Source organism: Deinococcus carri (assembly GCF_039545055.1).
Classification (GTDB): domain Bacteria; phylum Deinococcota; class Deinococci; order Deinococcales; family Deinococcaceae; genus Deinococcus; species Deinococcus carri.
This window is the reverse complement of the sequence record NZ_BAABRP010000011.1, coordinates 1-13,566: the sequence shown is the minus strand read 5'-3', so window position 1 is coordinate 13,566 and position 13,566 is coordinate 1. Positions and strand designations below refer to the sequence as shown.

12 protein-coding genes are annotated in these 13,566 nt (G+C 68.0%); 7 read left to right on the top strand and 5 right to left on the bottom strand.

Features of this window, described 5'->3' with window-relative positions:
• Nucleotides 1-199: 199 nt before the first annotated feature.
• From ABEA67_RS13225 to ABEA67_RS13215, 3 genes are all read right to left on the bottom strand, one after another.
• Nucleotides 200-439 carry a hypothetical protein gene (locus tag ABEA67_RS13225; protein ID WP_345465909.1) on the bottom strand — a complete coding sequence of 80 codons (240 nt, stop codon included), beginning with the start codon at nucleotides 437-439 and terminating at the stop codon, nucleotides 200-202.
• Nucleotides 440-481: 42 nt separating this feature from the next.
• Nucleotides 482-997 carry a HEAT repeat domain-containing protein gene (locus ABEA67_RS13220; RefSeq protein WP_345465907.1) on the bottom strand — a complete coding sequence of 172 codons (516 nt, stop codon included), beginning with the start codon at nucleotides 995-997 and terminating at the stop codon, nucleotides 482-484.
• A 144-nt stretch (nucleotides 998-1,141) separates the two neighbouring features.
• Nucleotides 1,142-1,669: a hypothetical protein gene (locus tag ABEA67_RS13215; RefSeq protein WP_345465905.1), complete on the bottom strand. Its 528-nt coding sequence runs from the start codon at nucleotides 1,667-1,669 to the stop codon at nucleotides 1,142-1,144.
• 296 nt (nucleotides 1,670-1,965) lie between these two features.
• Between ABEA67_RS13215 and ABEA67_RS13210 the strand changes: the two genes are divergently transcribed.
• Together ABEA67_RS13210 and ABEA67_RS13205 are read left to right on the top strand one after the other, a co-directional pair.
• Nucleotides 1,966-2,478 (top strand): hypothetical protein, encoded by a 513-nt coding sequence (locus tag ABEA67_RS13210; RefSeq protein ID WP_345465902.1) that lies wholly within the window; start codon nucleotides 1,966-1,968, stop codon nucleotides 2,476-2,478.
• 40 nt (nucleotides 2,479-2,518) lie between these two features.
• Nucleotides 2,519-3,235, top strand: coding sequence for a hypothetical protein (locus ABEA67_RS13205; protein WP_345465900.1), 717 nt, complete (start codon nucleotides 2,519-2,521; stop codon nucleotides 3,233-3,235).
• 205 nt (nucleotides 3,236-3,440) lie between these two features.
• Here the strand turns inward: ABEA67_RS13205 and ABEA67_RS13200 are convergent, their stop codons facing one another.
• Nucleotides 3,441-4,058 carry a TetR/AcrR family transcriptional regulator gene (locus tag ABEA67_RS13200; protein WP_345465898.1) on the bottom strand — a complete coding sequence of 206 codons (618 nt, stop codon included), beginning with the start codon at nucleotides 4,056-4,058 and terminating at the stop codon, nucleotides 3,441-3,443.
• A gap of 100 nt (nucleotides 4,059-4,158) precedes the next feature.
• Nucleotides 4,159-5,352: an acyl-CoA dehydrogenase family protein gene (locus tag ABEA67_RS13195; protein ID WP_345465896.1), complete on the bottom strand. Its 1,194-nt coding sequence runs from the start codon at nucleotides 5,350-5,352 to the stop codon at nucleotides 4,159-4,161.
• Nucleotides 5,353-5,489: 137 nt separating this feature from the next.
• On the opposite strand from ABEA67_RS13195, the gene ABEA67_RS13190 reads away from it, so the two are divergent.
• The 5 genes from ABEA67_RS13190 (at nucleotide 5,490) to ABEA67_RS13170 (ending at nucleotide 13,167) form a co-directional block, all read left to right on the top strand.
• Nucleotides 5,490-6,347, top strand: coding sequence for a CoA transferase (locus ABEA67_RS13190; RefSeq protein ID WP_345465893.1), 858 nt, complete (start codon nucleotides 5,490-5,492; stop codon nucleotides 6,345-6,347).
• A 16-nt stretch (nucleotides 6,348-6,363) separates the two neighbouring features.
• Nucleotides 6,364-7,593 carry an acetyl-CoA C-acetyltransferase gene (locus ABEA67_RS13185; protein ID WP_345465890.1) on the top strand — a complete coding sequence of 410 codons (1,230 nt, stop codon included), beginning with the start codon at nucleotides 6,364-6,366 and terminating at the stop codon, nucleotides 7,591-7,593.
• On the top strand, nucleotides 7,590-9,734 hold the full coding sequence (locus ABEA67_RS13180; protein ID WP_345465888.1) for a 3-hydroxyacyl-CoA dehydrogenase NAD-binding domain-containing protein: 2,145 nt from the start codon (nucleotides 7,590-7,592) through the stop codon (nucleotides 9,732-9,734). The genes ABEA67_RS13185 and ABEA67_RS13180 overlap by 4 nt, the downstream gene beginning before the upstream one ends.
• Nucleotides 9,735-9,833: 99 nt before the next feature.
• Nucleotides 9,834-11,498, top strand: a complete 1,665-nt coding sequence (locus ABEA67_RS13175) for a long-chain-fatty-acid--CoA ligase (RefSeq protein ID WP_345465886.1) — start codon at nucleotides 9,834-9,836, stop codon at nucleotides 11,496-11,498.
• Between the two features lie 481 nt (nucleotides 11,499-11,979).
• A complete protein-coding gene (locus tag ABEA67_RS13170) occupies nucleotides 11,980-13,167 on the top strand; it encodes a 4-hydroxybenzoate 3-monooxygenase (protein WP_345465883.1) in 1,188 nt (395 codons plus the stop codon).
• Nucleotides 13,168-13,566: the final 399 nt, after the last annotated feature.

Below are 13,566 nucleotides of genomic sequence, written 5' to 3'. Positions count from 1 at the left end.
TTGCCGGTTCACGAATACGGCGAGGAGGGCACGGGCCTCACCCGTCAGGAGCGGCGCATTCTCGCTGAGCAACTTTGTCCAGTGCCGCGCCTGGTGGAGGGGAGCACATGGTCGCGCTGGCGGGCAGGGGAACTGCTGCCGCGTGGAAGGCCACCAGTCACCGTGCCGTTTGCTCCAGCACCCGAGGGTCACCCCGCCATCAGTCCGATTCCGAGTCGGGGGTGGTGGGCGGAATCACGTTTCCAGCATCAAAGGTCGTGCCGGAGCCGTCGGCATCAAGCACATCGGCGGGGAGATCGCTGCCGAGCGGAAGCGGCACTCCGCCTTCCGTCGGCGTGTCTTCCTCGCCGCTGTCCGACTCGGTGTAATAGCCGGAGCGGTCACTCATGTCGTTGCCCATCTCGGGTTCGGTGGGGGTGTCGTGCCTGTCTTTGGTCATCTGCTTTTCCTTTTTTCCTTTGGTGGCTGAATCCTGCGCCCTTCAGGGGCTGGCGCGTTCCGTAATTTCCAGGATGGCCGACCGCGCTGCGCCCGCCACCGTGTCCTGGTGGTCGCCCCAGGCCTCGTCCTGCGTGTGGCCTTCCAGCACCGGCAGCGAGGACATGTCGCCTATCATGCCCAGGGTAAGGGCGCACCAGTAACGGACATTTGCGCTCGGGTCGGTGCCCAACTGCTGCTCGACGGCTGTTTTCAGGGCCGTGACGCCGAAGGTGCCGGAGAGGCGAGCGGCGGTGGCCCGCTGGGTGACGTCGTTGCTGCCCAGCATCCGCGTGAAGGGTTGCTCCAGCAACGCAGGCCGGGCGAAGCCCAGGGCGCGGATGGCCCCCGCGGGCACCTCCTCGTTCTCGTCCGCATCGATAATCTGCACCAGTTGTTCGGCGACTCCAGGCTCGTCGCGGGCCAATTCCGTGAGCCGCGCGATGTTCGCGTCGTCGTTCCCCACCAGGTACTGAGCGACAAGTTGCCGGTTGCTTTCTGGATTCTCTGGGACGGTCATGGGCTTTCCTCCTTTCTCCTCTGTGGAAACCGTGGGGGCAACGCGCAGTTGTTGCGGCCTGCTCTGCCCGCGTTACTTCCTGGCAAGTCCATCGAGGTTGCCCGGGGCTAATAGGAGACGCGGTGAGCCTGGGCGGGCCGCCCTTCAGCTTCCGCCCTGTTCATCATGCGCGACCGGCGCGTTCGCCATCAGTTGCAGGTGGTACAGCGAGATCACCAGAAACAGCACCGAGGCGCTGAACAGGAAAAAGTAGCCGAAGGCCACCGCCTGTCTGACCCGCAGCGCCAGCCGCGCGAAACTGTCCGGCGAGAAGAAGAGGGCGAGTACCCCCAGCGCCGCGACGACGAGGGCGGCCTGAATAAAGTTCTGGACGATGCGCTGCCACACCCGGTTTTTGTCGTCCTGAAGACGGCGGAAAAACGGCGTGGACTTGAGCGTGATGAGGATGGACAGCGCGGTGATGACCGCCCCGAACACCGCGAAGGCCACCCCCGGCACCGCCTCCAGGGATGTCCGCACGAAGCCCAACATCAGCGGGAAGCCCCCGAACAGCACCAGCAGCCCCGACACGGCCAGCGCGAGCAGGTACAGCAGCGCCGGACGGTCGGCCACCCAGGCGACCGCGCCGTGCGAGCCGCGCAGGAAGCGGTCGGTTTCGGGGGCCGAACTCACCGCCCACCCCCCGGCCGCACGCGCCGATGGCGGGCGAACCTCACGCAGAACGGCGAGTGGAAAACCGCCTGCAACAGAGACAGTGACGGCACGGCCCCCGGAGCGTCCCTGAACGTTCGCCTGACCACCCCTTTTCCGGGAAACCGGGCACTCATGCCTCGAATGTGGCGACGGCTGAAGCCCGACCGCCGGGCGGCCACGTCCTGAACGCAGGGAGAGGACATGGGAAGAGCTTAACCGGATGCTGAGCCTGGAGCGAAACGGAGCGCGGCTCCGGCAACCAGCACAATAAAGACGTGACTTCCTTTCCCCAGACCATCACCGTCATCCGGCACGGCGAGAAGCCCACCGGCGCGAAAGATTCCGCCAACGGCGTCAATGAGCGCGGCGAGGCGCGGTCCGATTCCCTGACGCCGCGGGGCTGGCAGCGGGCCGGGGCGCTGACGGCGCTGCTGGGCGCGGAACAGGTGCGCGCGCCGTTCACGCGGCCCACCGTTCTGTACACCTGCGGCTACCACGGCGACCCTGAGGGCCAGCACCACCGCCCGCGCGAGACGATCACGCCGCTCTCGCGCAAGCTAGGGCTGGACATTCACGCGCCGCTGCTGAAGACGGAGGGGGCGGCGCTGGCGACGGCGCGACGCCGGTCAGGACGTGCTGGTCTGCTGGGAACACCACAACATCCCGCCGATGGTGGCGGCCCTGGCGGAGGCGCTGGGCGTGAGCGAAATCCCCGCCGCCGGAAAGCAGTGGCCCGACGACGATTACTCCTCCGCGCTGATCTTCTTGCGGGCCGGAGACGGGGTTGAACTCCGGCAGGTGAGTCAGGGCGTGCTGGACGGCGACTGAATGACCGCGCCTGTTCCCACCTTCCTGCGCTCCATGACCACCGTGCACGCGCGGAACCTGCGGCTGGTCCAGACCGAGGCGTTCTGGCGCGAGTTGCTGCCCACGCTGACGTTCCTGCCGCACCGCACGGAAACGGGAGAGTTCACTGAGCGGATGCAGGCCGTCGTGGAACGCCTGAACCCGGAGTTGCGGGCGCGGGTGCTGTCGGGGCAACTCTTTCTGTTCGAGGACGTGGACCGCCCCAGCCCCAACGAGTGCCTGATCAGCATTCATCCGGAGGCGAACGAGGTCAGCCTCCGCATCTTCGGGCGCTACCTGACCGACATCCAGAGCACCAGCGAGTGGTTCCTGCGCCGCCTGCTGGACGTGCACGAGCAGTTCGTGATCACGCCGCACACCCGCTGCTTCGTGCTGCTGGACGTGCACGGCGAGCGCACCGACCTCACCACTGGCCGCGTCCTGCCCCTGCGGCACCGGCTGTGGCAGGGCTTTTACCGCGAGCACGTCTACTCGGTAAACATCACCTCGGTGGTGGTGGTGCTCACGCTGGGGGTGGTGCTGCTGCTCAACCCGGACGCGCCGCACTCGGCCCTCGGCAAGTTCTACGGGGTGTGCGAACGCATCCTGTCGGCGGCCATCATGAACGTGTTTCTGCTGATGGGGCAGTTCTACACCTACCGTCAGGGACGGCGGGTGGTGGAGTGGGAGAAGCCGTGAGCGCTCTGAGCGTCCGCTCGCCGACCCGGACAGGGGCCGGTGCGGCGACGTCAGGCCGCGGCTCAGCTCCTCCTACGGATTCCGTCTGTTCCGTTGACCCATCGGAACAGAGCCGATGGGTCAACTCCACGCCCGGAACCCGTTTTTCTCCCACTCGCTCTGCTCGGATGGAATCACTTCGTCAACGATTCCATCGGAGTCCGTCTCAGCTCTGGATGGCGCTGCCCAGCACCCGCCGCCACAGCTTCAGGTACGCCTCGAACAGTTCGGGGGGAGCACCCAGGGGGAAATCCTGCGCCATGCCGCGCATCAGCCACTGCGTCAGGAAGATCACGCGGCCCGGCGGAACAGTGGGGTCCTGGCTGTGGACATAGCGCACCGCCACGCGGCTCATCACGCGGTACATGCGCGTCCACAACCGCCGCACGATGGCCCCCAGTTCCGGTTCGCGGCGGCTGGCGTAGGTGAGTTCCGACAGCAGCACGCCCTCCTGCGCCGTGAAGATGTCGCGCCAGGCGGCGAGGGCAAAGGCTTCCAGGGGGTCGGGGGCGTTTTTGCTGCGCTCGAAGGCCAGGGCGAGCTTGCGGGAGACGCGGCGCACCACCTCCCCAGCGGCGGCCTCGATCAGGGCCGCCTTGGTGCTGAAGTGGTGCAGCGGGGCACCGCGCGACACCTCCGCCCGCTCCACGATCTTGCCGATGGTCAGCCCGACATACCCCTCGGTGACCAGGCAGTCCAGCGTCGCGCCGATCAGCTTCTCGCGCATGGCCTCGCTGCGTTCGGCCTGGGTGCGGCGTGGGGCGGGGGAGATCATCGGGGGCATTTCTATCATTCCAGTCGCCGCCCGTCCCTCAGACGAATTCCGCTTCACTCCGGACCATCCGGGACAACACCGCATGGTCCTCCACGGCGCGGAACCCTTATCACAGCGCGCGCGAGATCAGTTCCTTCATGATCTCGTTGGTGCCGCCGTAGATGCGGTGGGCGCGGTTGTCCACGAAGGCGCGCGCCACCGGGTACTCCCACATGTAGCCGTAGCCGCCGTGAAGCTGCACGCAGGCGTCCATCACGCGGCTGCACATCTCCGACACCCAGTATTTCGCGGCGGAGGCGGCCTGCGGGGTGAGTTTGCCGCCGAGCATCGCGCGGGTGCATTCGTCCACGTAGGTGCGGCCCAGGCTGATCTCGGTCTGGAGTTCGGCGAGCTTGTGCCGCGTCACCTGAAAGTCCATCACGGCCTGCCCGAACGCCTGACGCTCCTTGACATACTGGCGCGTCAGGTCGAACACGGCTTCTGCGGCGGCCTGCGCCTCGATGGCGATAATCAGGCGCTCCCAGGGCAGCTCCTGCATCAGCATCCTGAAGCCCTGGCCTTCCTGCCCCAGCAGGTTCTCCTTGGGCACCCGCACGTCGCTGAAGAACAGCTCGCAGGTGTCCTGGCCCTTCATGCCCATCTTCTTGAGTGGCTTGCCCTTGGAAAAGCCCTCCGAGTTCGTTTCGACGAGCAGCAGGCTGAGGTCGCGGCTGCCCTTGCCCGTGTTCCCGGTCCTGGCAACCACGATCACGAGGTCGGCCAGATACCCGTTGGTGATGAAGATCTTGGAGCCGCTCAGGAGGTAATGGTCGCCTTTGTCCTCCGCGCGGGTCTTGATGCCCTGGAGGTCCGACCCCGCGCCCGGCTCGGTCATGGCGATGGCCCCGACCCGCTCCCCCGTCGCCATCCCGGGCAGGTAGCGGCGCTTCTGCTCCTCGGTGCCGTAGTGGAGGATGTACGGGGCCACGATGTCCGAGTGCAGCATGAAGCCGGTGGCGCTGGCGAGGACCCGGCCCTGCTCCTCCATCAGCACGGTGGAAAAGAGGCGGTCGCCGCCCATGCCGCCGTACTCCTCGGGGATGGCGGTCAGCAGCAGCCCCAGTTCCCCCGCGCGGTTCCAGAGTTGCCGCGGAATGTGACCGTCACGCTCGAACTGCTCGGTGTAAGGCGCGACCTCCGTTTCAAAGAAGCGCCGGACGGTGCGCCGGAACGCCTCGTGTTCGGGCTGCATCAGGGTGCGCGGCAGCAGCGGTGGGGTGGCCTCGGGCGCGCTGAAGGGGGCGGGCTGGTCCTGAACGGTCATGGGTCTCCTTGCGGGGGTGCCGGGCGCAGGCGGGGTGGGACTAGCCAGGTGAACTTAAATGTTATACGTTCAACATGTTCAGGAAAACCCGACCCGCTGTCAAGCCGCTGCCCGACGTTCACTCCCCAGGAGTCCCTTTGACCCCAGCAGATTCCAGCACGGCCGCTTCCCACGCCTCCGGCCCGCTCTCCGGCTTCCGGGCCGTCAGCCTCGCCACCAACATCCCCGGTCCGGTCGCGGCAGGCCTGCTCGTCCGGGAGGGCCTGAGCGTCACCAAAGTCGAGCCGCCCACCGGGGACATGCTGCGGAGCGCTTCCGAGGCCCTCTACGATGAACTGCGGACGGGCATGACCGTGCAGACCCTCGACCTGCGCTTGCCTGAAGGGCAGCAGGCGCTGGGAACACTGCTGCAAGACGCCGACCTGCTGATCACCAGCCAGCGCCCCTCGGCCCTCGCCCGGCTGGGTGTGACGGCAGACGCCCTCGCGGCGCTCAATCCCCGGTTGTGCTGGGTGGAAATCGTGGGGGACGAGGACGCCCCCGAGGTGCCCGGCCACGACCTCACCTACCAGTTGCAGGTCGGCCTGGTGCGCCCCCCGCAGATGCCGACCACCCTGATTGCGGACCTCGCCGGGGCGCAGGAGGCCGCACGGGCGGCCCTCGCCCTGCTGCTGGGCCGCGAGCGGGGAAGGAGCGAACGTCACCGCCGCGTGGGGCTGAAGCAGGCGGCGGCCGGGATGGCCCTCCCCGTCCGCCACGGCCTGACCGCGCCGGGCGGGTGGCTGTCGGGCGCGCTGCCGCAGTACCGCCTCTATCCCCTGCGGGACGGCTGGGCTGGGGTGGCCGCGCTCGAACCCCACTTCGGGCGGCGGCTGGCCGGGACGCTGGGCGGGCAGGACCCGGACCGCTTCCTGCGGGGCCTGACGGTGGACGAGTGTAACCGCCTGGCCCACGAACACGACCTGCCTGTTCACGCCGTGAAATCTGCATCCTGAGAACGGAGGAGTTGCCATGCAAGAGGTCTACATCTACGACGCGATTCGCACCCCGCGGGGCCGTGGCCGGGCGAACGGCTCGCTGCACGAGGTCAAGCCCGTGAACCTGGTGGTAGGGCTGCTGGAGGAACTCCGGGCACGCCATGACCTCGACACCTCGCAGGTGGACGACGTGGTGCTGGGCTGCGTGACGCCGGTGCTGGAGCAGGGCTTCGACGTGGCGCGCATGGCGGTGCTGCTCTCCTCCTGGGACGAGGGCGTGCCGGGTGTGCAGCTCAACCGCTTCTGCTCGTCGGGGCTGGAGGCCGTGCAGCAGGCGGCGGGGCGCATCCGCAGCGGCTGGGAGAACCTGATCGTGGCGGGCGGCGTCGAGAGCATGAGCCGCGTGCCGATGGGGACGGATATGGGTGCCCCCTTCGACCCCGCCAGCGCCCTGGAGATGCACTTCGTGCCGCAGGGCATCAGCGCCGACCTGATCGCCACCCTGGAGGGCTTTACCCGTGAGGAGGTGGACGCCTACGCCGCCGAGAGCCAGAAGCGCGCCCACGCCGCCCAGCGGGCCGGGCACTTCTGCCGGAGCGTGGTGCCCGTGGGGGACATGAACGGTCTGACCATCCTCGCGCGGGACGAGTTCCTGCGGCCCGAGACGACCGCCGAGAGCCTCTCGCAGCTCAAGCCTTCCTTCGCGGACCAGGGCAAGCTCGGCTTCGACGCGGTGGCGCAGCTCAAGTACCCCGAGGTCGAGCACATCAACCACGTCCACACCGCCGGGAACTCCAGCGGCATCGTGGACGGCGCGGCGCTGGTGCTGCTCGGCTCGCGGGAGGCGGGGGAGCGGCAGGGCCTGACGCCCCGCGCCCGCATCGTCAGCGTGGGGCGCGTCGGCACCGAGCCGACCATCATGCTGACCGGCCCGGTCCCCGCCAGCCGCAAGGCGCTGGACGCGGCGGGCCTGACGCCCGAAGACATCGACCTTTTCGAGGTGAACGAAGCGTTCGCGGTGGTGCCCATGCAGTTCATGCGCGAGCTGAACGTGCCGCACGAGAAGGTCAACGTGAACGGCGGCTCCATCGCGCTGGGGCACCCGCTGGGCGCGACCGGGGCCGTCATCCTGGGCACGGTCCTCGACGAGCTGGAACGCCGGGGCGAGCGGTACGGCCTGTGCACCCTCTGCGTGGGCGGCGGCATGGGCAATGCGGTGATCGTCGAGCGGGTGGACGGCTTCGTGGAAGGAGCGGGCGCATGAGCAACCCCATCGAGTACGCGCGCGAGGGGAAACTCGTCACCCTCACGATGAACTGGCCGGGTGCCGTGAACCTGATGGACGCGGACTTCATCCCCAGCTTCCGCGAGACACTGGACCGGCTGGAGGGGGAAAAGGATGACATCGCGGGCGTGATCCTGCGCTCGGCCAAGCCCACCTTCTTCGCCGGGGCCGACCTCAAGATGTTCCTGGGCATGGACCGCAGCGACCCCCAGGCCCTCTTCGACCTGATCGAGGGCACCAAGGCCGAGCTGCGGCGCATCGAGAAGCTGGGCAAACCCGTCGTGGCCGTGATCGAGGGCAGCGCCCTGGGCGGCGGGTTCGAGGTGGCCCTCGCCTGCCACCACCGCGTCGTGGTGGACCACCCGAAGACGCAGCTCGGGATGCCGGAAGTCACCCTGGGCCTGCTGCCCGGCGGGGGCGGCGTGACCCGCATGGTCCGGCACCTGGGCGTGCAGGCGGCGCTGCCCTTCCTGCTGGAAGGCAAGCTGATGCGGCCCGCCGAACTCGCGGAGCTTGGCCTCGCGGAACTCGCGCCGGATGCCGAAGCCGCCACGCGGCAGGCCCTCGCCTGGATAGAGGCGAACCCCGTACCCGTCAAGCCCTGGGACCAGAAGGGATACAAGATTCCCGGCGGCAAGCCCTACACGCCCGCGCTGGCGCAACTCCAGATCGCCGCGCCCGCCATGCTGCTCGCCCGGACAAAGGGCACCCTGCCCGCCCCCGAAGCAGTGCTGAGCGCCGCCGTCGAGGGCGCACAGGTGGATTTCGACACCGCCAGCCGCATCGAGTCGCGCTACCTCACGCGGCTGGTGCTGCACCCGGTCAGCCGCAACATGATCGGCACCCTGTTTCTGGGCATGAACGAGATCAAGGCGGGTGCGGGCCGCCCGAAGGACGTGCCGAAGTTCCGGGTGCAGAAGCTCGGCATCCTCGGCGCGGGAATGATGGGTGCAGGCATCGCCTACGCCGCCGCGACGAAGGGCATCGACGTGGTGCTGCTCGACACCGAGCAATCCAAAGCCGAGAAGGGCAAGGCGTACAGCGAGGGGCTGCTCGACAAGGGCCTGAAGCGCGGCAAGGTCAGCGAGGAGCGCCGGGCCGAGACCCTGGGGCGCATCCAGCCGACGACCCGTTTTGAAGACCTGGAAGGCTGCGACCTGATCATCGAGGCGGTCTTCGAGGACCCCGACATCAAGGCCGACGTGACGCGGAAGGCCGAGCCGATGCTCCGCGAGGGCGGCCTGTACGCCTCGAACACCAGCACCATCCCTATCACCGACCTGGCGCAGGCCAGCCAGAACCCCGCCCGCTTCATCGGCCTGCACTTCTTCAGCCCGGTGGACCGGATGCAGCTCGTCGAGATTATCCGGGGCAGGGAGACCAGCGACGAGTCGGTGGCCCACGCCCTCGACTTCGCGGCGCAGATCGGCAAGGTGCCCATCGTGGTCAACGACTCGCGCGGTTTTTACACCAGCCGGGTCTTCGGGCAGTACGTGAACGAGGGGGCCGCGATGCTCGCCGAGGGCATCCCCGCCGCCGTGATCGAGAACGCCGCGCTGCAAGCCGGGATGCCGGTGGGGCCGCTCGCGGTGCTCGACGAGGTGACGCTGACCCTGCCGCTGCACGTGGAGGCCTCCGCGAAGAAGGCGGGCGCAGAACCCAAAGAACGCCACCCCGGCCTGGCCGTGCTGGAGCGCATGGTGGACCTGGGCCGCACCGGGCGCAGCGCCGGCAAGGGCTTCTACGACTACCCGGAGGGCCAGCCCAAGCGCCTCTGGAGCGGCCTGAAGGACCTCTCCCCCCAGCAGGGGCGCGGCGAGTACGACCTGCAGGAGCTGCGCGACCGCCTGCTGTACGCGCAGGCGGTGGACGCGGCGCATGTCGCGGAGACGGGGGTGCTGACCGAGGGCCGCGACCTGAACGTCGGCAGCATCCTGGGCCTGGGCTTCCCGGTCTGGACGGGCGGCGCGCACCAGTTCATCGAATTCGTGGGGCGCGAGCAGTTCGTTCAGCGGGCCAGGGAACTCGCCGCCCGGCACGGCTCCCGCTTCGAGCCGCCCGCCGGCCTCCTGAAGGGCACCGACCTCCAGGAGGGGCAGTACGCGGGGCTGGGCGAGTAGGGCTTCTCTCCCCCCGGGGCCGGGCGATAAGCTGGGCCTTGCCCCCTTTGACAACCCGGTCAACGTGCCCCGCCCCCTTTCCCCCGGAGGTTCCCGACCATGATGGACGTTCCGCTCACCACCCGGACGCTGATCGACCGTTGCCTGCACCTGCATCCGGAGCGGCCCGTCACGTCCCTGCTGATCGCCGGGAAGAACGAGGCCGGGCAGCCGGTTCCCGGGACGCACCGCTCCACCCTGGGGGAGGCCGCCGCGCGTGCGGGCCAGCTCGCCGGGGCGCTGAAAGACGCTGGCGTGGCCCAGGGCGACCGGGTGGCGACCCTGGCCGTCAACAGCTCCTCTCACCTCGAGGCGTACCTGGGAGTCTCCAGCATGGGCGCGGTGATCCACACCCTGAATATCCGCCTGCCGGTCGAGCAACTGGTCTGGATCATCAACGACGCGCAGGACCGGGTGTTGCTGCTCGACCCGATGTTCCTGCCGATGCTGCCCGCCTTCCAGGCGAACTGCCCCAGCATCGAGCGTTATGTGGTGTTCGGGCGGGATGGGGCGGCCCCTGAAGGCACCCAGGCGTACGAGGCCTTCATCGCCGGGCAGCCCGCAACCTTCGACTGGCCGGACCTCGACGAGAGATCGGGCGCGATGCTGTGCTACACCTCCGGCACCACCGGGAATCCCAAGGGGGTCCTGTACACCCACCGCTCGCTGATGCTGCACGCGCTCGCGGGCGGGCACAAGTCCGCCTTCGACATCGGCGAGGAGGACACCGTGCTGCCCATCGTGCCGATGTTCCACGCCAACGCCTGGGGCACGGTGCATTGTGCGGCCCTCTACGGGGCCGGGCTGGTCTTTACCGGCGTCTTCAACGACGGCCCCACGGTGGCGCGGATGCTTGAGCAGGAAAAGGTCACCATGTGCGCGGGGGTGGTCACGGTGATGCTGGCGCTGCTCGCCGAACTCGACCGGGCGGGGGAGGCGGGACAGCCCTATGATCTGTCGCACCTGAACCTGATCGGCTGCGGCGGCACGGCGGTGCCCGAGGCCTTGATCCGCGCCCTGCACTTCCGCCACGGCCTGCGGATGATGCAGGCGTGGGGCATGACCGAGACGAGTCCGCTGGCGACCACCAGCAACGCCCCGGTGGGGGTGGACCCGGCCAGCGACGAGGGCTTTACCCACCGCAGCAAGCAGGGCCGCGTGATGCCCTTTACCGAGGTTGACCTGATCGACGACGAGGGCGCGGACGTGCCCCACGACGGCCAGACGATGGGCCGCCTGCTGGTGCGCGGCCCCTGGGTCACGGGCGAGTACTACCGGCGGGGCGTCACCGGCGACTTCGTCACACGCCGGGGCAAGCGGTGGCTGGACACCGGCGACATCGCCACCCTCTCGCCCGGCGGCGAGGTGTGGGTGCAGGACCGCGCCAAGGACCTCGTGAAATCCGGCGGCGAGTGGATCAGCTCCGCCGAGATCGAGAATGCCCTGATGGCCCACCCCCACGTCGCGGCGGCGGTGGTGGTGGCCGTCCCGCACGAGAAGTGGACCGAGCGCCCCCTCGCGCTGGTGATTCCCCGGGGCGAGGCCCCCAAACCCGAAGACCTGCGCGCCCACTTGCAAGGGCGCGTGGCGAAATGGTGGATCCCCGACGATTTCGTGATGGTCGAGTCCCTTCCCATCGGCGCGACCGGGAAGTTCCTCAAACGCGAGATTCGTGACCAGTACAGGAACCACGCGTGGCCTGCCGCCGGGGCCGGGACGGGGTAGAACCTGCCAGGAAACCGGTGCTGAATCCCGGAGGTGTCCGGTTCAGTGGCAGTGCGGGCGTCCCCTGGTTCTCAGGCCACTGGCTGAGGCTGGGGGGCAACACCCTGAGAGGAGCGGCCATGAAGCGTTTGGCTGACCACCTCGGGCGCTAGGGCATGGGCGTGGCATTGGCCGGGCCGTCGCCTTGACCCGTGAGGGCGCGGTCGTCGTGAGACTCGGCACGCCGGGGCTGCGAGCATCCCGTCAGATGTGGAGAACGAGAGGGATTTGCGGACCAGCCGACCGGGGCGTGGGCGGAGCGGATGACTGCGAGTTGGGCACCCGCAGTGTGCGGTTCGCTTCCGATATACCAGGATGCGTGCCTTGCGCCCCGCGACCTGATCCTCCACAGTGAAGCTCACCCAGCCGGGAATCACCCCACTTTCTGCCCTGCACTTTCTACACTGCGCCCCCAGCCCAGCCACCGGGGGAAGGAGACACCATGCCCATTGCACCTGCCCGCACCCAAGTCGGCATCATCGGTGCCGGTCCCGCCGGCCTGTTCCTCGCCCACCTCCTGCACCGTCAGGGCATCGAGTGCGTCATTCTGGAATCGCGCTCTCACGAGGATGTTGAAAACACCATTCGCGCCGGGGTGCTGGAACAGTGGACGGTGGACCTGATGCTGTCGCTCGGCCTCGGGGAACGCATGCTGCGCGAGGGCCACTTCCACCGGGGCATCACCCTGCGCTTTGCGGGTGAAAGCCACCATCTGGACTTTGAGGACCTGACCGGCGGCAGGCGCGTCACCGTCTACCCGCAGCACGAGGTGCTCAAGGACCTCATCGCCGCCCGCCTCGCCAGTGGGGGAGAGATTCACTTCGGGGTGCGTGACGTGAAGCTCCACGACCTGAATTCAAAGCGCCCCCACATCACCTACACGGACGAGAATGGTCAGCAGCAGGAACTGCACTGCGACTTCATCGCGGGGTATGACGGCTCGCAGGGACCCTCACGCCAGTACGTCGAGGGCCGCACCGAGTACCAGCACCTGTACCCCTTCGGCTGGCTGGGGATTCTGGTGGAAGCGCCTCCCTCGCACCACGAGCTGATCTATGCCCGACACGAGCGCGGCTTTGCCCTGCTCAGCACCCGCTCGCCGGAGATCCAACGCCTGTACCTCCAGTGCGGGCCGACCGACAACGTGGCGGACTATTCGGACGAGCTGATCTGGTCGGAACTCCACCAGCGGCTGGAAACGGTGGACGGCTGGACGCTCACCGAAGGGCGAATCTTTCAGAAGGGCGTGATCGGCATGCGCTCTTTCGTGTGTGACCGTATGCAGCACGGACGGCTCTTCATCGGCGGGGACGCGGCGCATATCGTTCCGCCCACCGGGGCGAAGGGACTCAACCTGGCGGTGGCCGACGCCGTCTACCTGTCCCGTGGGCTGGAATGCTTCTACCGCACCGGGCAACAGACCTTGCTGGACCAGTACACCAACACCTGTCTGCGCCGGATCTGGAAAGCCGAGCGCTTCTCCTGGTACATGACGAACCTGCTGCACACCAATTCCACCGAAAGCCCCTTCGAGCAGCGCATCCGCCTGGCCGACCTCGACTACCTCGTGCACTCACAGGCCGCCGCCACCGCCCTCGCTGAGAACTACGTCGGGCTGCCGCTGGACTGATACTGATTCCGATTGAAGGGTGTTGAAAACACCCGGAAATCCGACCAAAGGGAGAAGGAACAAGAGCGGATTTCGGGAGATGGATGAACAGGCGGTGCCCTCCCGACTGTTCAGGAATTGGACGGAATCCGTATGAGAACCAGCAAGGGTGCGGGGGCGTCATGAGCCGCACCGCTGACATTGACCAACGGGGAAGCGGGCGCTTCCCCGTTCTTTGCTGCTCAGTTCAGCCTCCAGTCTCCTGCCTGAGCCGCTCCTTAAAGCTGGCCCCGGTGGTGGCGCGGACCTCCTCCAGGGTGGTGCCGGGCAGCAGTTCGGTGAGGGTGAGTTGGCCGTCCAGGAACTCGAAGACGGCTTTATCGGTGATGACCATGCTCACGTTGCCCCGTGCGGTCAGGG